The sequence below is a fragment of the Pseudomonas sp. RG1 genome (assembly GCF_025910115.1).
Lineage (GTDB): Bacteria > Pseudomonadota > Gammaproteobacteria > Pseudomonadales > Pseudomonadaceae > Aquipseudomonas > Aquipseudomonas atacamensis.
On sequence record NZ_JAPCIK010000035.1, the window covers coordinates 13,670 to 32,398 of the forward strand.

Consider the following 18,729-nt stretch of genomic DNA (forward strand, 5'->3'; position numbering starts at 1 on the left):
AGCCCCCTCACCCTAGCCCTCTCCCGGGGGAGAGGGAACCGACCGAGTTGTGCTGAATTTGCCGTCGGCCTGAAAGACCATAGCGATTATGGATTCAGAGAAGACCTTTCACGTCGGCGTATTACCTGAATATCCCCCGGTCAGTCCCCTCTCCCTCCGGGAGAGGGCTAGGGTGAGGGGCATTTCGGAACAGATCAGATTTCCGTCAGACGAAGCAGACCATCGGCGCCGACCCTGACGCCGATCGCATCGTAACTGGCCAACGTCGCATGCGCCGTTTCGATCGGGTGCTGGTGCGTGGTGGTGATGATCATCAGTGCAGCGCCCGCCGCTTCCGCAGCCTGAATACCAACCGTGGCGTCTTCAAAGATCAGACAGTCAGCCGGCTCGACTCCCAGCTTATTTGCAGCCAAGAGATACCCCGCAGGATCAGGCTTGCCAGCCTTTACATCTTCCGCCGTGATCATCACCGCCGGCTCCGGAATCCCCGCAGCCGCCATCCGCCGCAACGCCAGATCGCGAGGCGCCGACGTCACCATCGCCCAACGGTTTTTCGGCAGCGCGTTGAGAAAGGCTGCCGCCGCAGGAATCTCGACAATGCCTTCAACGTCATTGATTTCCGCTGCGGTGATGAACGCTGCTTGTTGCTCGGCATCCACGCCCGGCAGACTCAGCCGGGTGATCGTGTCGATCGCACGCGCGCCATGGATGGTCGGCAGGAACGTCGCGACATCAACGCCATGGCGCACCGCCCACGCTGACCAGATGCGCTCGGCGGCGGCGATGGAATTGAGGACGGTGCCGTCCATGTCGAACAGGAACGCGCCGAACTCGCGATCAAAAACCGATGCTTGAGCAGACAAGAGAGCAAATCCTCTGACAGTTGGCCGGGCAGCCTGGCCCGGCAATGTAGCACTTGTCAGTGCAACTGCGGCGCCTTGGATTTGAACGCGCTTTCCACACAATCGAGCAACTGACCGATCGCCCACGGCTTTTTGATGAACGCTACCGAATGCTTGACCCCGGAGGTCTCGGGCGTTTCATAGCCGGACATGACCATCACCGGTTTTTCCGGCCAGCGGTCGCCGAACAGATTGGCCAGGTCCGCGCCGTTAAGCGTGCCGGGCATGGTGATGTCGGTCAGCAGCAGCGCAACATCGGCTGCATGTTTTTCCAGATACCGTGAGGCGGCGTCGGCGCTGGTTTGCGGTTCGACCTTGAACCCTTCCTCCTGGAGAATTTCGCAAAGGAACTCCAGAATCAACGGATCGTCCTCGACAACCAGAATCAACCCGCCAGGAAGGTGCGCGCTCGACGTAGGTGTAGGGCACATGAACAGCACTCCCCCGAATTACATTTTTGATAAGCGGTTTGAATCCGCTGCTTATCAGGTATGAGCAGCGCGCCTTGTAGAAATTCACTTTTGATACAGCAGATTTCGCCAAGGTGTTGTTTTTCGAAGCGCGGCGCCCATCGAAACCCCTCAATTGTGGTTAAAATGCCGGCCCTTTGCCTGGCCGATCCTGATCCATGAACCCTCAAGCCCTCGCCACCCTCCACGCTCATTTGCTGCCCGCACTGGCGGCGGCACCCAGCGAAACCCGTCGGTTGTTTCACGGGCGCGGACGCTGCTGGCCGGGGCTGGAGCAGTTGACCGTGGAATGGTTGCAGGGCGTGGTGCTGGTGTCGCTGTTCAAGGAACCGGCGCCTGAGCAGCTGCAAGATCTGCGGGATTCGCTGCTGCTCCTCGCCGCCTCGGCCGAGTGGCAGCAGTCCGGCGCGCACACTTTGCTGATCCAGCACCGTTATCTGCCGCAAAGCACGGCCGAATGGCTGATCGGTGAGGAAATCGAAGAAATGACCATCGTCGAGGGTGGCTTGCAGTACCGCGTCGACCTGGGGCGCAAGCAGAACACCGGGCTGTTTCTCGACATGCGCTACGGCCGCAACTGGGTGCGCGAACAAGCGGCGGGCAAGCGCGTGTTAAACCTGTTCGCCTACACCTGCGGCTTTTCCGTAGCGGCAATCGAAGGCGGCGCCAGCCATGTGGTCAACCTGGATATGTCCCGCGCCGCGCTGAGCCGTGGACGCGACAATCACCGTTTGAACGGCCACGACCTGAGCAAGGTCAGCTTTCTCGGTCACGACCTGTTCAAATCCTGGGGCAAGGTGATCAACAGCGGCCCGTACGATCTGGTGATCATCGACCCGCCGTCGTTTCAGAAAGGCAGCTTTTTGCTGACCAAGGATTATCAACGGGTGTTGCGCCGCTTGCCGGAACTGTTGACCGCGCAAGGCACGGTGCTGGCGTGCATGAACGACCCGTCGTTCGGTTCCGACTTTCTCATTGATGGCGTGACCCAGGAAGCGCCGAGCCTGCGCTTCGAGCATCGGCTGGACAACCCGCCAGAGTTTCCCGATATCGACCCAGAGAGCGGCCTGAAAGCTCTGGTCTTCCAGCGCAGCCACTGACACAGCGTAAGTTCACCTGTGGGAACGAGCCTGCTCGCGAAAGCGCAGTGTCAGATAACACTTTTGTTGACTGATACACCGCTTTCGCGAGCAGGCTCGCTCCCACACAAGTTCTGTGTTGATCAAAAAACCGTCGGCCGCAGCACCAGCGCAAACAACTCACCATGCCCGGTGACGTTGAGCTTGTGATAGAGATTGCGTCGATGCACCTTCACGGTCTCCGGCGAAATCCCCAACTGCTGGGCCATCGCCTTGCTGGAAAAGCCCTGCAGGATCAGGCGCGCCGTGTCGATCTCGCGCGCGGTCAGCCGGGCATCGAAACGGTCCAGCAACGTCGCCAGATCACCCACCACCGCTTCAGCCACCGGCCCTTGGGGCGGCAGCAACTGCATGTGGCGATGCATCGCCGCCAATACCCAGTCACGTACGCACAACAGGCGACCCTGCTCGGCCATGCCAAACGCGGTCGAACGGCCCAGGGACAAGCCGAGTACCGCGCCTTCGACGTTGATCAGAAACTGCAATTCATCCTCGCCCACCACGGCACGAAAGTAGCTCTGGTAATACTCGCTGTGCAGAAACTGATCCGGCGCAACGGACGCCAGGCTGTGCAGGCCGTCGCTGATCCCGCTGACGGCGGCTTGATAAAACGGATCGAGCAGGTACATGCCGGCGGCATAACCGGCCAGCTCCTGCTGGTCGTCCACGTAGCCCTTGCTGTCGAAGTCGATCAGCAAACGCGGCGGCTGGCCGGCCTGCATCAGGGCGACGAGGGCATTGTCCAGCGGCACCAGCAGGCGCAGGGTGTCGACCAGCGCGCGCCAGAAACCGTCCTGCCCGAGCTGGGTAAATACCCGCGCCAGCCCCTGATGCACCGGCAATTCCTGCAACAACGCGTCCACGCACTACCCCTTTCGAGTAACCCATGATGGGAATGGGGCTGGTGTGACCGGCCCGTTAGCCTGACCACTCCAGTTCATCACCGGCCTGCGACAGGCCAGGAGTGCCGCATCATGCGTCGTCACCGTGGATCTATCAACCCGGGCCTGCTGGCCTGTTTTTGTCTCTCCTCGGTCGCCATGGCGGCAGACGTACCGAGCGTGCATATCTACAACTGGTACGACTACATCGGGCCGAACACCCTGCATGATTTCCAGCGCGACAGCGGCATCCGGCCGGTGTACGACACCTTCGACAGCGCCGAAGTGCTCGAAGGCAAACTGATGACCAGCCGCAGCGGCTACGACGTTGTAGTGGCGAGCAACTTCAGCCTGCCGACCCTGATCAAGGCCGGCGCCCTCGCCCCTTTGCCTCGCGATCAACTGCCAGGCTGGCAGAGTCTCGACCCCGAGCTGTTGAAGAAACTCGCGGTCAACGATCCGGGCAATCAGTACGCCGTGCCTTACCTGTGGGGCACCAACGGCATTGGCTACAACGTCGACAAAGTCCGCGCCGCGCTGGGTGACAAAGCGCCGGTGGATTCCTGGGAGTTGCTGTTCAACGAAGCCAATCTGGCCAAACTGGGCGAGTGCGGCGTGGCGATGCTCGATTCGCCGTCGGAAATGCTGCCGGTCGCCCTGCATTACCTGGGCTTGCCGCCGAACAGCACCGATCCCGAGGACTACAAAAAAGCCGAAGCATTGCTGCTCAAGCTGCGCCCGCACATCGCCTACTTCAACTCTTCGAAGTTCATCAGCGATCTGTCCAACGGCAATATCTGCGTGGCGGTTGGCTGGTCCGGGGCGATGCTCGAAGCCAAGACCAATGCCGAGCAGGCCAACAACGGCGTAAAGATCGCCTACAGCCTGCCCAAGGAAGGCGCGCCGGTGTGGTTCGACACTCTGGTGCTGCTCAAGGACGCCCCCAATCGCGCCCAAGGCCTGGCGTTTATCGATTACCTGCTGCGACCGGAGGTGATCGCGCCGGTCAGTGATCACCTGTCGTACCCGAATGGCAATCGCGCCGCGACAGCGCTGGTGGCAGCAGCCACTCGCGACAACCCGGCGGTGTACCCGTCCCCTGCCGCCATGGCCACGCTTTACACCCTCGAACCCTTGCCCAAAGCCGCCGAACGCGTGCGTACGCGGGTGTGGAGCAAGGTCAAGAACGGCCAGTAACCCGCGCAAGAAATCTGCCTGCCTCATCCGAGCGGTAAGCCGCCCGACCTTTTCAATGAAGAGACTGAATCTTATGAATCCGCGTGCCCGTGATCTCGATATCCTGATTGGCCAGATGCAACCCGGCCCGCACAACGCCATTACCGATGTGCCGGGGGTGCGCGTCGGTCACAGCAATGTACGTGGTCGCAGCAGCAGCGGCCGTGACATCTGCACCGGCGTCACGCTGATCGAGCCGCGCCCCGGCTCGACCAGCCAGCAACCGTGCTTTGCCGGCGTGCATGTACTCAATGGCAACGGTGATGCGACCGGCCTGGAATGGATTCGCGAGGCCGGTCTGCTGACCAGTCCGATTGCCTTTACCAACACCCACAGCCTCGGTGTGGTGCGTGATGCGCTGATTATGCTGGACCGAGAGCAGCAGCCGGATGACGGGCGGCTTTACTGGAATATGCCGGTGGTGCTGGAGACCTTCGATGGACTGCTCAATGACATCAACGGCTTTCACGTCAAGCCCGAGCATGTCGCCGAGGCACTGAACGGCGCCGTGGATGGGCCGGTAGTCGAAGGTGCGGTGGGCGGTGGCAGCGGCATGATCTGCCATGAGTTCAAGGGTGGCATCGGCACCGCATCGCGACGTCTGAGTGCCGCCCAGGGAGGCTGGACCGTTGGCGCGATAGTGCAGGCCAACCACGGCATTCGCAGTGAATTACGCGTCGATGGTTACCCGGTCGGGCGCTATATGGAACAGAAGGATTCACCGTTCCTGCGAGCAGCGCTGCCGCACCCGGGCATGGGCTCGATCGTCGTCTGCCTGGCGACTGATGCACCGCTGCTGCCCCATCAATGCACGCGTCTGGCACAACGTGCCAGCCTGGGCCTGGCGCGTACCGGCGGCGGTAACGAAGACCACAGCGGTGACATCTTCATTGCCTTCGCCACCGGCAATGATCATGTCCCGCCTGCCGCTTACGAGGCTAAACGCGCAGCCACCTGCGACGGTTTGCGCATGGTCAACAACGACCACATCAGCGAGCTGTTTCTGGCCGCGACCGAAGCCGTTGAAGAAGCGATCATCAATGCCCTGCTCGCCAGCGACAGCAGCGAGGGCAACGGCCATTCGGTGCCGGGCCTGGATGCGCAGACGCTTCTGGCGGCGCTGAAAAAATCCGGTTGGCCGGGATCGCGTCCGGCATGAACCGGCATTGTGCAGGGACGACTGGCGGTACTTGAGTCGTCCATTGCACGCTCCTAGGATGAAGCTACGCGGTGACCGGATTGATCCGGCGCTGCGTAGGCGTGGGTGTTCTGAACCCCAATCAAGCCCACGCTTTGCTTCACACGCCTCTTGAGCCTCACGGGCTCTACTTCCTCCCCATCAAAGAGCTTTGAGGCTCTTTTTTTGTCTGCGTATTTCAGTCCTCGCCGAGACCTTCGGCACGAATCGAACGCCATGCCGCTTGCGCGAGCATTTCGCGATAGGCGCTCGGGCTGCCTTTGACTCGCCCTGCCAGCCAGGCTCGGCAGTAGCTGTCCGCTTGGCCAATGATCAGCGATGGCAGCAGCTCGGCAGGCAAATCCTGCAGTTCGGCGGCGCGACCCGACTGCGCCAGCCATTGGCGCAGACGCAGGTTGCGCGTCTTGTTGCGCTCGGCCAGCTCGTCCTTGAACGGGCCTTTGGTCACGGCGAACCGCGCGTGGTACTGGAAACGCGCCCACTGCGGCTGTTGCTCGACCCAGTCGACATAGCTGAAGACCAGCGCCTGGACGCCTTCTTCAGTGGTATTGGCCGCGTCCAGATACGCATCACGCAAACGCGCCTGATCCTCCAGCGCGGTGAAAAAAAGCGCCGCGACCAGCCCTTCCTTGTTGCCGAAATGGTGATAGATCGCGCCGACGCTGGTGTCGCACTCGGCACGGATCATTTCGATGGTGGTGGCCTCGATCCCCTGTTCATTGAACAGGCTCAGGGCCTTGCGAAAGATATCGCGTTTGAGTTCGGCGCGGCGGCCGGGGTAGCTGCGTTCCAGTAGATCGGCGGTGTCCATGCTGCTCGGGTCCAAAAACGGAGGTTGATAAAGGCGTCACGTGCCCGTGAACAAATCGCGCCTAGGTTGACAGATTTGCCGTGAACAGAATACCGTTCCGCTACAGAATATTATTCTGTAACGGAACATCGTTCTGCAAACTACCCAGCGAGGCTTCCCATGAGTCAATCTCTCAGCATGTTCAACAGCGTCGGCCCGGATGCATTCAGCAAAATGGCCTGCCAGTTCGCCCCGTACTTCAGCAGCATCAATCCGCTGATTTCCGAGTTGCGCCCGAATGCCGCCACCGTGCGCGTGCCGTTTCGCAAGGAAATCACCAACCACCTCGGCACTGTGCACGCGATCGCCATGTGCAACGCGGCAGAACTGGCCGGCGGAATGATGACCGACGTCTCGATCCCGTCCGGCGCGCGCTGGATTCCCAAAGGCATGACCGTGGAATATCTGGCCAAGGCGAAAACCGACGTCACCGCTGTGGCCAGCGCTGAAGGTGTGGATTGGCAAAGTGATGGCGACAAGGTAGTCAACGTCGACATTCACGATTGCGAGGGTAAAAAAGTCTTCACCGCGCGTATCACCATGAACGTCAAGCTCGGTTGAGAAGCAGATACAAAAAAGCCCTTGCCGCGGGATGCGCAGCAAGGGCTTTTGATTGGCCGACGATCAGTGCAGGGTCAGGCGCTGACGGACAAATTCTTCTACGTGGCGGCTGGTCTGGTCCAGATGGCGGTCGCGTTGTTTTTCCGCATCGAGCATCGCGCGCTTGCCGTTCTTCTGCAGCAGATAGGTGTGAATCTGCTGCACTTCCAGCGAGCGATAGATCGGCGTGGTGTCGATGAACCCGCGCAGGCCGTTGCTGCGGTAATGCCGCGTGCTCATCAGCACCTGGGTTTCGCGCTGGCCGATCACTTCAAAACCCAGTGCCTCGAAATACGGCACCTTGCCAATGCTGCAGGCCAGTTCCGCATGCGGATAGCGCCTGACCATGTCCGCGAGCATCGCCCGCGCCACACCTTGGCGCCGATGGCCTTCACGCACCGCCATGTACGCGACGCTGCACGCTTCCCAATCGCCCTGCACCGGCAGACAGATGAGGAATCCGATGACTTGCTCCGGGTTTTCATCGTTAGTAGCCACCAGCAATTCCACCTCGGTGCCCTTCTGGCCATTCAACGCCTCGAGGTAGAGATGTACCTCATAACCCACCGCGTACTGATAAACGTTGTACAGCAGATTGCTCGGGCCGAGGCCGACCGCACTGATGTCGGTCAGGTAGTCGACGACCATTTGCAGGATCTGGCTATTGACGTTTTCCGGGCATGGGGAGGTGTAGTGGGTGATGCGTGGCATGGGCAAACTCCGGCGATAAAAAACGTTGCCGATGATCAGAGCCGTCGACGAACCGCGACATCATACCGTGCCGGATCTATTGAACCGTCACTGTTGTGGCGCCACCACCCTGAATTTGATGTTGATGTCCCTCGACACCACGCTGTCAGCCCACTCCCCTGCGCCGAGGCCGAACTCCTCTCGATTGAGCACCAGCTCACCGTCGAAGATGCCGATGGCGTTGCCCGGTTTCAACTCCACCGGCACCTCGACCTCGCGAGTGATGCCCTTGAGCGTGAGCTGACCGGCGACCTGGTAACGATGCTCGTCCACTTGAGTAAAACGGCTGGACTTGAACACCGCGAGCGGGAATTTCCCGGTGTCGAACCACGCCGGTTTCACCAGTTCGGTATTGGCGTCTTCACTGCCAGCATCGATGCTGGCGAGATCGATATGCAGCGTGGTCTGGGCTTTGCCGAGGTCGTCGGTATCGAAGTCCAGCGTCGCCTCGAACTTGCCGAAGGTGCCGTACATTCGCGAGCCCATCTGCTGATAGGTGAAGCTGATCTGGCTGGCGCTGGTGTTGACCCGGTTATATTCAGCCGCCTGCGCACCGACCATGACGCACGATGTAAACGCGGCAACCAGCAGCAATCGCAACGTCATGACATTCTCCTGGCGGCGTGCGTCGTCGAGGGCCTTGGTTGACTTAAGCAAACAGCAGAGCGTTATGCCAGTTCACGCTCACCTACAGGAGGTACAATTTTCTCGGCGCTACCCGGTTGAACCAGCCTTTCCTTCGCCCTGCCGCGCAGGTGGTGACGCAACTTCAGCGCCGGACGCTCGACGCAGTAATACGTCAGGCCACTGCAGAAAAATGACAACACCAGCACCGCTCCGACAACGTTGGCGTCATACGCGACGGGCCAAAAACCTCGCAATAGATACATCACCACAAAGTGGTTGAGAAACACGCCATAACTGATGTTGCCCAGGAACTCGTCCATCCGATGGAATTTCAGTTTGGTCAACATGTAGACCAAAGGAATGCCCACGGCGATACCGAGAGTGACTTCGGCATTGAACGGACGACACTCGATCCACCCGACCATGATCGCCACAAACAGCAGTCCCGCCGCAACGGCTGTGCCGCTGACAACGACCATTGCTCTGAGATTGCCTTGGTACAGATAGCAGCCGCACAGGAAGATGAACAACACGCCCGGCAGCAAACGATATCCATAGATATCGGTATTGATAAAGCCAAGGCACGCCAGCAGAAAAATCCCGACCGATACCGTAAAGGCAAGACCCTGCGCTTTGAAAATCAGCAGAAACGGGATCAGCAGATAAAAACTCATTTCCAGCCCCAGCGACCAGCCCGGTGGCAGGATCTCGGTCCCGCCGAGGCCGAACATGTAATAGCCAAGCGGTAGCATGAGCACACTGGTGGACAGGGTTTTCCATGTCAGCTCGGCCGCTTGGGGCGTACCGGGCAACAGAAAATGAATAACCAGACACGAGGCGACGAAGTAGACCAGAAATTGCGGATACAGCCTCAGAGCCCTGTCGATATAGAACAGACCGATCTTCCTCGGCTGACGGTAGTTTCGCTCGATGAGCGAAGCCATGACGAATCCACTGATGATAAGAAACGAGATAACGGCGATCACACCAGGATTCAGTCCGGCGAACTTTTTGCCCATATGAGATACAGCGACCAACACCGCCAACAGCAGTCGAAAAGCTCCCACTTGAACCCTCGTCATTCCCTTATTGTTGTGGGCGCATACGCTACGATGCTTTCGTCTCCGGGAACAGAGAAATGTTTGTCCGCCGTGCCTAAATCAACCGCTCGATCTTCTGGTGCTTCCAGACCAGTTTGTAATAGAGCGTCTGCAGTATCAGCATCCCCAAATAGGCAACCGGGAACGCCATCCACACACCCTGCAAACCGAACTGCCCGTCGAGCCAGTAAGCCGCCGGCAACTGCACGCCGACCACACAGATAATCGAAATGACCACCGGCACCAGGACAGTGCCGCTGGCGCGCATGATCCCGCCGATGATGGCCTGGAAACCGAATACCAACAGGCTCCAGAGCATGATATGCAGCAGGTGCTCGGCCATCGCCCGGGTCGAGTCCTCGGTGAGGAACAGGCCCAGCAACCAGTGCGATAGCAGATAACCCAGCACAATCAGGCCACCGGTCAGGCACACATTGATCAACAGCCCGGTGCGCAGGATCGGACCCATGCGTTGCAGATGCCCGGCGCCGATCGCCTGGGCACCGAGGATCGACGCGGTGATCGCAATCGACAGCGCCGGAAACTGCACATAGTTGACGATCTGCGTTACTGCGCCATACGCCGCTGTCGCTTGCGAGCCGTGCTGATTGACCAGTGCCAGGATCACCAGCTCCGATAACGACAGGACGATCATCTGTACCCCGGTGGGCAGGCCGATGCGCAGGACCTTGCCGAGAATGACCCGATCCAATCGCAGCGCGGCGAAGAACTCTCGATCCGGCGCTAGCGGATGGCCCTTGCGAATCAGCCGCCAGGCCAGCCACGCCATTGCCGACAGATTCCCCGCCAGCCCGGCATACGCCGCGCTCTGAATGCCCAATGGCGGCAAACCCAGCCAGCCGCGAATCAACGCCGGCGTCAGCGCCAGCCCCACGGCGGTGGAGACGATCAGCGCGAGCAGTGGCGACAGCGTATCGCTGACCCCACGCAGCAATTGGGTGAACAGCACGAATACCAGTAGCGATGGCAGAATCCACAACATGACGTGGGCATAGTCCACCGCATCGTCGAGCACATCCGCCGGCGTGCCCAACCCTGTCAGTGCCTGTCGCGCAAACACCGTGCCCAGCACCGCCGCGACCAAACCGATCAACACACCCAGCAGCAAAGTCGCTCCGGCAATCGCCTTGACCATGTGCGTTTCGCGCGCGCCCCACGCCTGGCCGATCAACACGCCTGCGCCAGCGCCGAGGCCGATGACTAGGGCGATGAAAAAGAACACGACAGGAAACATGCCGGATACGGCCGCAAGCGCTTGGGTGCCGAGCATCTGACCGATGTAGATGCTGTTGACCGTCCCGGACATCGATTGCAGGAAGTTCGACAGCACCATCGGCGCGAGAAACAGCAGATAGGTTTGCCAGAGCGGTTTGGCGAAGGTGGCGCTTTGCATTGAATGGAGGTCCATCTCGACGGCGGCAGGCCTGATTGACGATAGCTTCGGTGAGTTGCGTGCAGCGCGCAATCAACATTTCCAGACGGTGTTGGTTGTCTGTTTTGCATTTGTGTAAATGCCGTGCATCGCTTTGTGTCAGTGTTGCGGCTGTGGTAAATCAGCGACTCTGTCGACACGTACTATTGAGGCTCGGTTCATGCGTAACGTTGCAAATTTTCTGCTTGGCTCCCTCCTCGCTCTGTCGGCCGCCTACGCGCAGGCAACCGCACCCGCAGCGGCGCCTGCTTCGTTGAAACCGCTAATGGCCACTTTGAATGAACGCCTGAGCATCGGTGATCTGGTTGCGTTGACCAAATGGGACAGCGGCAAGCCTATTCAGGACAGCCCGCGCGAGGCGCAGGTCATCGCCAATGCCCGAACTCTGGCCACCGAACACAAACTCGATCCGGACGACGTCGCGCAACTGATCGCCGCACAGATGGAAGCGAACAAACTGGTGCAATACGGTCTGCTCGCGCAATGGCAAGCGGCAGGTGCTGCACCGGACACACCGCGTCCGGATCTGGGCAAACAGATCCGCCCGCGCCTGGATGAACTGCAAAAGCGCTTGTTGCAGCAGTACGCCGCCTTCGCGCCCTATCGCCAGGATCCGAATTGCCCAGCATGGCTGGCCGATGTCCGCAACGGTCTGGCCGCCGATTTGCTGCACGACCTGGCGCTGATTCGTGCCAGCGGCGAGTTGTGCATCCGGGCGAAAGCGCTCTGAATCAACGCCCCTGGCAAACATCATCGGCGTCGATGTTTACCATCACGTCAATGAAGTTCTCATAAAAACTGCGCGGCGTAACATCGGCTCCAGACAAACAAACAACTTTCTGGAGCACACGATCATGAAACGCCAAACCCTTCTCGGCATCGCTTTCTCGGTTTTCGCAGTTAACGCTTTTGCAGTAACGCCTGCTCACACCCTGGTCGCTGAAGGCGGCTCGGACAAGCTGATCGAAAGCCGTCTGGCTGAAGGTGGTTCGGACCGTCTGCTCGAACGCCGTGTTGCCGAAGGTGGTTCAGATCGTCTGCTCGAACGCCGCGTTGCTGAAGGTGGTTCGGATCGTCTGATCGAGCGCCGCGTTGCCGAAGGTGGTTCGGATCGTCTGCTCGAACGCCGCGTTGCTGAAGGTGGTTCGGACCGTCTGCTCGAACGCCGTGTTGCCGAAGGTGGTTCGGATCGTCTGCTCGAACGTCGCGTTGCTGAAGGTGGTTCGGATCGTCTGATCGAACGCCGTGTTGCCGAAGGTGGTTCGGATCGTCTGATCGAACGCCGCGTTGCTGAAGGTGGTTCGGATCGTCTGATCGAACGCCGCGTTGCTGAAGGTGGCTCTGATCGTCTGATCGAGCGCCGCGTTGCATGAATCTACTGCATGACCGCAACCCCCATGAAAAAGCCCGGCCTGATCAGCCGGGCTTTTTTGCATTCAGCCGTCGCTTATTGCGCGGTTTTCAGCTTGACCACGTCACCGGAGATGGTGGTGGTGTAGCCGGTCAGAACCCAGGCCCAGAACCAGTTTTCCTGAACCTGCGTGTTGATCATTGCATCGCCGCCCTTGGCTTGGATGGCCGCGTTTTGCGCGCGCACAAATCGGCTGTTCTGGCGGATCGGGATAATGCCAAACAGCAGCAGGCCGGTGGCCGATGCTTCGCTGTGGCCAACCACGGTGTATTGGTTGCTGTCGTAATGGGCGGTTTTCATCGGGGCGCCGGTGCAACCTGCCAGAACCACACCGAACAGTGCGGCGGCGACTACTTTGCTGAGGTATTTCACAGTAAAACTCCATGGGGAAACGCCCGGGATCCGTCTCTCGGGCGGCGCGCATTCTAACCAAAATGATGGCTCATTGGCATCAATCTTCTTTGTATTTACTTGTACCCGTTCGCTGGCCCGCCGTCGGCGATGTCGCATACCATGGCGCCACTTCAATAAAGACAGACACCCGCCTCCATGTTCAAAGCCAGTCTGCGTAGCCATCTCACCCTGTGGTTCGGCGGTTTGTCCCTGCTGACGTTATTGAGCGTCGGCTTTTATGTCGGTCACATCGCCACCGAACAAATGAAACAGGCCAGCGGCAACGCCTTGCTGAACACGGCGCGCGCGGCGGCGACGCTATTGGGCGAGCAACTGCGCGAGCGGCAACTGGAGGTCTATCTGCTCAGTCGCGCGCCGCATCTGGAGCGCGGTGATCTGGACAATCCAGCCATCCTCAAGTCGATGCAGTTGCGCACCCAGGCGCGCGCCGAATATGCGTGGATGGGCGTCACCGACGCCGAGGGCAACGTGCGCCAGGCGGTCAATGATCTGCTGGTCGGTCAATCGGTGCAGAAACGCCCGTGGTTCCAGATCGGCCTGCGCCGGCAATACACCGGCGATCCCCATGAAGCAGTGTTGCTGGCCAAGTTGTTGCCGGGCCTGCCCAATGGCGAGCCGCTGCGCTTCATCGATTTCGCCGCGCCAATCCACAATGCCGAAGGACAGGTGATCGGCGTGCTGGGTGCACATGCGCACTGGAGTTGGGTGACGCGCATCGTCGAGTCGGCGGCGTTTTCCCACAAGAACTCGGCGCCGGATATTCAGGCGCTGATCGTCGACCACGATGGCAAGGTGCTCTACCCCGAAGCGCTGATGGGCCAACAGCTGGCGACCAACGATCCGGTATTGTCGGGCTGGACGGCGGCCAACGGTTACCTGACCAGCATGGTCACCGTGCCGACGCCATCGGGCACGGCGCTATCATGGTCGATCGCCATTCGCCAGCCATTGGAGACTGCGCTGCAACCGGCGCGGATGCTGCAATACGAATTGCTAATCCTCGGCGTTTTCGCCGCCATCGTTTTCGGTCTGGTGGCTTATTACCTGGCGCTGTACCTGAGCCGGCCGATCGAACAACTGGCACGCTCGGCCAAACAAGTGCAGAACAACCAGTCCGGCGCACAGTTCCAGCTCCAGCATCCGGTGCTGGAAATCGCCCAGCTCGGCCAGTCCATCGACGCAATGACGCAGTCACTGCTCGGCAAGGAACGCGAACTGCAAGAAGCCAACGCCTCGCTTGAAGCCACCGTGGCGCAACGCACCGCCGCACTCACCGAGGCCAACGCCGAGCTGCTGAGCCTGGCCACTCACGACGGCCTGACCGGCGTTTACAACCGCCGCCGTTTTGACGAAAAAATCACTGAGTATTCGCTGCTGTCCCGACGCACCGGACGCCCGTTTGCCCTGCTGCTGATCGATGCCGACCACTTCAAACGCATCAATGACAGCCACGGCCACGCGGTCGGTGACGAGGTCCTGCAACAACTGGCGACCTTGATCCAGAACAGCGTACGCAGCACCGATTTCGTCGCCCGCTACGGCGGCGAAGAGTTCGCCGTACTGCTGCCGGAAGTCGCGCAACCCGACACCCCGGAAGTCGTCGCCGAAAAGATCCGCGCAGCGGTAGCCGACGCGGAGTTTCCCGGCGTCGGCAACGTTACCGTGAGTATTGGTCTCGGCCTGGCAGATCCGGCGGACAACAACCATACGACGCTGATCAAACGTGCCGATCAGCAGCTGTATCAGGCGAAGGCTGCGGGGCGCAATCAGGTGGCGTTCCATGCCCACTGACACCGGCGTATATCAACCAGAGACAGGCCGGCTCACCGACCCCATCGCTGGCAAGCCAGCTCCCACAGGGATGGGGTAAAAGCGGAAATTTGGGCCGGCTGGAGAACCGCTTTCGCCAGCAGGCTCGCTCCCACAGAAAAGCAAAAAAAGGTGACTCGCCGTAAGGGCGGAACCCTAAGCAGCCGTTACCGCAGCAATGGATATGTACTCAATCAGCCAGGAAACCATCGCCCGACTAGGGCTCAGCACTGAACATCTGCAGATAAGCCAACAAATTATTCAACTTCTCCTCATCACTCAGCCCCCAGAAAATCATCCGCGTCCCCGGCACCACCCCTTTCGGATCCTCGAGATAAGCCTTCAACGTCGCCCGATCCCAGGTAATCCCCGAGTTCTTCATCGCATCGGAATAAACATAATTGGCCGAAGTCCCCGCAGCCCGGCCAATGATGCCGTTCAACTGCGGACCAAACCCCGAACGAGCCGACTCGCCAACCTGATGGCAACCGCCGCACAGACGCGGAAAGATTTTCGCCCCGGCCTCAGGATCGCCCTCAGCCTGTGCACTGGCGCTGAAGATCAAGGCGAGAAACAGTGTCGTGGTGAATTTCATTGAACAGTCCAAACCTAGCTTTGCATGGCGTGGGCGCAGTTTACAGATAAGCGCCGACAATCGTTCTGACGGTGATCAACGCCTGACGCAACACGTGCATGTCCACCGAGCCGAGCGCCAGACGAATCGCATGGGGCGTATGGGCCGACAGCGAAAACGGCTCGGCGCTGGTGACGGAAATCTGCTGCTGCATCAACTCGACCACGATCTGATCGGCACGCACATCTTCGGGCAACGGCAACCAGAGAAAATACGAGGCCGGATGAGCAATGTAGCCCAGCCCTTTGAGCACCTCGGCGGCCAAGGCCTGTCGCGCCGTAGCATCACGACGTTTCTGCGCCTCAAGCACGGTGACGGTGCCATCGTCGAGCCAGCCGCACGCGATGGCGGTCATCACCCCAGGCGTGTTCCATGTCGTCGCGCGAATGATTCGCTCCAGTGCGGACACTTGAGGAAGCGGCGCGGCAATGAAGCCGACCCGCAAACCGGTGGCGATGTTTTTCGACAGGCCCGATACGTAAAACGTCCGTTCCGGTGCCAGTTCAATCAACGGACATGGCGGGTTTTCGACCAGAAACGCGTAGGCAGCGTCTTCAATGATTGTCAGATCGTGCCGCCGGGCAATCGCCACCAATTGCTCGCGCTGTTCCAGTGGCATGACCCAGCCCAGCGGATTGTGCAGCGTCGGCATGCTGTATACGGCGCGCACTGCACGCTGGCGACAGAGTCTGCCCAGTGCCGGCAAATCCGGGCCGTGCTCCGTCATCGGGATCGCCAGCACTTCCAGATGCAGCGCGTCGGCCAGCACCTTGAATCCCGAATAGGTCAGCGCATCGGCGGCGATCACATCGCCGGGTTTGAGCAGGGCCATCAGCGTCACCGCCAAACCTTGCTGAGCGCCATTGACGATCAGCACCTGGTCGGCTTCAACGGTCACGCCGCGTGTCGACAAATGTCGCGCGACCGAGGCGCGTTCGTGGGCACGTCCAGCGTGGGGTTGATAACGCAGCAGTGCTTCGAGATCGCCGGACAACGCCAGTTGGCGCAACGCCGTGCGCAACAGTTCAGCCTGACCTGGCAACGAGGGATAGTTGAAATTCAGGTCGATCATGCCGACCGCCACGTCTTTCTGATCGATGCCCTGCCCCGGCGCCAGCGACGTTTCCCGGACAAACGTGCCGCGCCCGGCTTCGCCACTGACCAGGCCCATCGCTTCAAGCTCGGCATAAACCCGTGAAGCGGTAACCAGCGCCAGTCCTTCCTGGCTCGCCAGCTGCCGATGCGTTGGCAGTCGCGTGCCCGGCGCCAATCGTCCACCACGAATGTCCGACGCATAGCGATCAACCAGAGTCTTGTAACGGGAACGCGGCATGTCGGCTGTATCCATGACAATTTTTTGATTGTGCTGATTCTCGGCCATAGGATCACGGCGACACAAGCCACTTTTTGAGCGCGACCGACATGCACACAACATCGACTGCGGCCCACCCGGCGCTGGAAAAAACCAGCGGCTGGATCAACGGTTTTATCGGCGTGCTGATTTTCAGCGGTTCGCTGCCGGCCACACGTTTGGCGGTGCTGGAATTCGATCCGGTGTTTCTGACCGTGGTGCGAGCAGCGATCGCCGGCGCACTGGCCGTAGCACTTCTGCTGTTGTTCAAGCAACCGCGACCGTCGCGCCATCAGTGGCTGTCGCTGTTGATTGTGGCACTGGGCGTGGTGTTGGGTTTTCCGCTGCTGACCGCGTTGGCATTGCAGCACGTAACGTCAGCGCATTCGATCGTGTTTGTAGGATTGCTGCCGCTGGCCACGGCGATGTTTGGTGTCTTGCGTGGCGGTGAGCGGCCACGTCCAGTGTTCTGGATCTTTTCGGTGCTGGGCAGCGCGTTGGTGGTGGGCTTTGCCCTGTCCCAAGGCTTGAGCGCCTCGCCCACCGGCGATCTGCTGATGCTCGCGGCGATCCTGGCCTGCGGCCTCGGTTACGCCGAAGGCGCGAAACTGTCGCGCAGCCTCGGCGGCTGGCAGGTGATCTGCTGGGCGCTGGTGTTGTCGTTACCGCTGATGACAGTGCTGAGCCTGTGGCTGGCGCCCGCCTCGTTCGCCGACATCAGCTTGCCTGCGTGGATGTGCCTGGGCTACGTGTCGCTGTTCAGCATGCTGATCGGCTTCGTGTTCTGGTATCGCGGTCTGGCACAAGGTGGAATCGCAGCGGTCGGGCAGTTGCAGTTGCTGCAGCCGTTTTTTGGTCTGGCACTGGCGGCGACGTTGCTGCATGAGCAGGTCAGTGTCGGCATGCTCGGCGTCACGCTGGGGGTGATTCTTTGCGTGGCCGGAGCGAAGAAATTCGCCAGGTAATGTTCAGTTTTCGGCTTTCCATTGCCGAGGACTGAGCCCGGTCTTGCGCCGAAACGCCCGGGCCAGCGCCGACGGACTTTCGTATCCAACCTCCTCGGCAATCAATGCAATCGGGCGGCCTTCGCGCAGGCGTTTCTGCGCAAGACTGACGCGCCAGCTCAGCAGGTAATCGGCCGGCGTCTGCCCGACCACGCGGCGAAACTGCTCGGCAAAACCGGCGCGGGACTGGTTCGCCGCTGCCGCGAGATCGGCCACACTCCAAGGCTTGTGCGGCTGCTCGTGGATCAGGTTCAAGGCGCGAGACACGCGCGGATCCGCCAGCCCGGCCATCATGCCCGGTTGCTGATCTCGACTGCCGATGAGATGGCGCAGCAGCAGAATCACCAGCAATTCAAACAGACGATCCATCACCGCCACGCGCCCGCAATGCCCTTCAAAAGCTTCGTTGAACAGCCAGTCAAGGGTGCTGCGCAGTTCCGGGATATCGGTGAGTTTCAACACCAGATAGTCCGGTAACGCGGCGGCCAAGGCATTGCCCGAGCCACCGTCGAAGGTCAGCGAGGCGCACACCACTTGGCTGGCCATGGCCTCGTCGGCAAACATCCGGTGAGTGAAAGGCCGGGGAAAGAAAATCAGCGACGGTTCTTCCAGGCGAATTTCCCGCTCGTTGCCCGGTTTGAGCAGCAACGCCCCGGCTTGCAGAACATGCACATGGCCGACCGGTTCGCCTTCGTGAACGCTCACGCCGCAAAACGCGCCGCTATGGAAGGTGCCGGCGTTCACACCGAAATGACTAATTAATGTGGAAAGGCGATCCATGGCTGACTCCCGAAGGCATATCTGGACGATCTGCCGCATATCCTCGACGATTTGCCGCCAAAGCGCCATTGGCAGCCCATAAGATCTCTCCATCGCCGCTGCACTTCGCTGCGGAATTTC

The 18,729-nt window shown here is 60.2% G+C and carries 20 protein-coding genes; 8 read left to right on the forward strand and 12 right to left on the reverse strand.

The window, feature by feature from the left end:
* Positions 1-194: 194 nt before the first annotated feature.
* Both OK411_RS17840 and OK411_RS17845 read right to left on the reverse strand, forming a co-directional pair.
* Complete coding sequence (locus OK411_RS17840) at positions 195-863, reverse strand: HAD-IA family hydrolase (RefSeq protein ID WP_125918669.1); 669 nt, start codon at positions 861-863, stop codon at positions 195-197.
* A 56-nt stretch (positions 864-919) separates the two neighbouring features.
* Positions 920-1,333, reverse strand: a complete 414-nt coding sequence (locus OK411_RS17845; RefSeq protein WP_125918670.1) for a response regulator — start codon at positions 1,331-1,333, stop codon at positions 920-922.
* A 197-nt stretch (positions 1,334-1,530) separates the two neighbouring features.
* Here OK411_RS17845 and OK411_RS17850 point away from each other — a divergent pair, with 197 nt between their 5' ends.
* Entirely contained in the window at positions 1,531-2,472 is a 942-nt protein-coding gene (locus OK411_RS17850; protein ID WP_264365468.1) for a class I SAM-dependent methyltransferase, read from the forward strand.
* Between the two features lie 122 nt (positions 2,473-2,594).
* Here the strand turns inward: OK411_RS17850 and OK411_RS17855 are convergent, their stop codons facing one another.
* Entirely contained in the window at positions 2,595-3,374 is a 780-nt protein-coding gene (locus OK411_RS17855) for a helix-turn-helix transcriptional regulator (RefSeq protein ID WP_264365469.1), read from the reverse strand.
* Positions 3,375-3,485: 111 nt separating this feature from the next.
* On the opposite strand from OK411_RS17855, the gene OK411_RS17860 reads away from it, so the two are divergent.
* Entirely contained in the window at positions 3,486-4,589 is a 1,104-nt protein-coding gene (locus tag OK411_RS17860; protein ID WP_136493712.1) for a polyamine ABC transporter substrate-binding protein, read from the forward strand.
* Between the two features lie 73 nt (positions 4,590-4,662).
* Complete coding sequence (locus tag OK411_RS17865; protein ID WP_136493713.1) at positions 4,663-5,787, forward strand: P1 family peptidase; 1,125 nt, start codon at positions 4,663-4,665, stop codon at positions 5,785-5,787.
* Between the two features lie 217 nt (positions 5,788-6,004).
* On the opposite strand, the gene OK411_RS17870 is transcribed toward OK411_RS17865, so the two are convergent.
* On the reverse strand, positions 6,005-6,637 hold the full coding sequence (locus OK411_RS17870; RefSeq protein ID WP_122508053.1) for a TetR/AcrR family transcriptional regulator: 633 nt from the start codon (positions 6,635-6,637) through the stop codon (positions 6,005-6,007).
* A gap of 159 nt (positions 6,638-6,796) precedes the next feature.
* On the opposite strand from OK411_RS17870, the gene OK411_RS17875 reads away from it, so the two are divergent.
* On the forward strand, positions 6,797-7,237 hold the full coding sequence (locus tag OK411_RS17875; protein ID WP_136493714.1) for a hotdog fold domain-containing protein: 441 nt from the start codon (positions 6,797-6,799) through the stop codon (positions 7,235-7,237).
* Between the two features lie 63 nt (positions 7,238-7,300).
* Here the strand turns inward: OK411_RS17875 and OK411_RS17880 are convergent, their stop codons facing one another.
* The 4 genes from OK411_RS17880 to OK411_RS17895 all read right to left on the reverse strand — a co-directional run bounded on the left by OK411_RS17880 (position 7,301) and on the right by OK411_RS17895 (position 11,167).
* Complete coding sequence (locus OK411_RS17880; RefSeq protein WP_136493715.1) at positions 7,301-7,987, reverse strand: GNAT family N-acetyltransferase; 687 nt, start codon at positions 7,985-7,987, stop codon at positions 7,301-7,303.
* A gap of 87 nt (positions 7,988-8,074) precedes the next feature.
* Entirely contained in the window at positions 8,075-8,632 is a 558-nt protein-coding gene (locus OK411_RS17885; protein ID WP_136493716.1) for a YceI family protein, read from the reverse strand.
* 62 nt (positions 8,633-8,694) lie between these two features.
* Positions 8,695-9,720 carry an acyltransferase family protein gene (locus OK411_RS17890; protein WP_136493717.1) on the reverse strand — a complete coding sequence of 342 codons (1,026 nt, stop codon included), beginning with the start codon at positions 9,718-9,720 and terminating at the stop codon, positions 8,695-8,697.
* A gap of 88 nt (positions 9,721-9,808) precedes the next feature.
* A complete protein-coding gene (locus tag OK411_RS17895) occupies positions 9,809-11,167 on the reverse strand; it encodes an MATE family efflux transporter (protein WP_136493718.1) in 1,359 nt (452 codons plus the stop codon).
* A 199-nt stretch (positions 11,168-11,366) separates the two neighbouring features.
* On the opposite strand from OK411_RS17895, the gene OK411_RS17900 reads away from it, so the two are divergent.
* Complete coding sequence (locus OK411_RS17900) at positions 11,367-11,936, forward strand: chorismate mutase (protein ID WP_136493719.1); 570 nt, start codon at positions 11,367-11,369, stop codon at positions 11,934-11,936.
* Between the two features lie 124 nt (positions 11,937-12,060).
* Positions 12,061-12,579, forward strand: coding sequence for a phage infection protein (locus OK411_RS17905; protein ID WP_136493720.1), 519 nt, complete (start codon positions 12,061-12,063; stop codon positions 12,577-12,579).
* 74 nt (positions 12,580-12,653) lie between these two features.
* Here OK411_RS17905 and OK411_RS17910 read toward each other — a convergent pair whose 3' ends face one another.
* Complete coding sequence (locus OK411_RS17910; protein WP_024013386.1) at positions 12,654-12,989, reverse strand: hypothetical protein; 336 nt, start codon at positions 12,987-12,989, stop codon at positions 12,654-12,656.
* A gap of 177 nt (positions 12,990-13,166) precedes the next feature.
* On the opposite strand from OK411_RS17910, the gene OK411_RS17915 reads away from it, so the two are divergent.
* A complete protein-coding gene (locus tag OK411_RS17915; protein WP_136493721.1) occupies positions 13,167-14,822 on the forward strand; it encodes a diguanylate cyclase in 1,656 nt (551 codons plus the stop codon).
* A gap of 235 nt (positions 14,823-15,057) precedes the next feature.
* On the opposite strand, the gene OK411_RS17920 is transcribed toward OK411_RS17915, so the two are convergent.
* Both OK411_RS17920 and OK411_RS17925 read right to left on the reverse strand, forming a co-directional pair.
* Complete coding sequence (locus OK411_RS17920; RefSeq protein ID WP_136493722.1) at positions 15,058-15,435, reverse strand: c-type cytochrome; 378 nt, start codon at positions 15,433-15,435, stop codon at positions 15,058-15,060.
* Positions 15,436-15,475: 40 nt separating this feature from the next.
* The gene (locus OK411_RS17925) at positions 15,476-16,807 is read right to left on the reverse strand and encodes a PLP-dependent aminotransferase family protein (RefSeq protein ID WP_264365470.1); all 1,332 of its coding nucleotides are present in this window, start codon (positions 16,805-16,807) and stop codon (positions 15,476-15,478) included.
* A gap of 89 nt (positions 16,808-16,896) precedes the next feature.
* On the opposite strand from OK411_RS17925, the gene OK411_RS17930 reads away from it, so the two are divergent.
* Positions 16,897-17,790: a DMT family transporter gene (locus OK411_RS17930; RefSeq protein WP_136493724.1), complete on the forward strand. Its 894-nt coding sequence runs from the start codon at positions 16,897-16,899 to the stop codon at positions 17,788-17,790.
* A 3-nt stretch (positions 17,791-17,793) separates the two neighbouring features.
* Here OK411_RS17930 and OK411_RS17935 read toward each other — a convergent pair whose 3' ends face one another.
* On the reverse strand, positions 17,794-18,609 hold the full coding sequence (locus OK411_RS17935; protein WP_136493725.1) for an AraC family transcriptional regulator: 816 nt from the start codon (positions 18,607-18,609) through the stop codon (positions 17,794-17,796).
* Between the last annotated feature and the right edge of the window lie 120 nt (positions 18,610-18,729).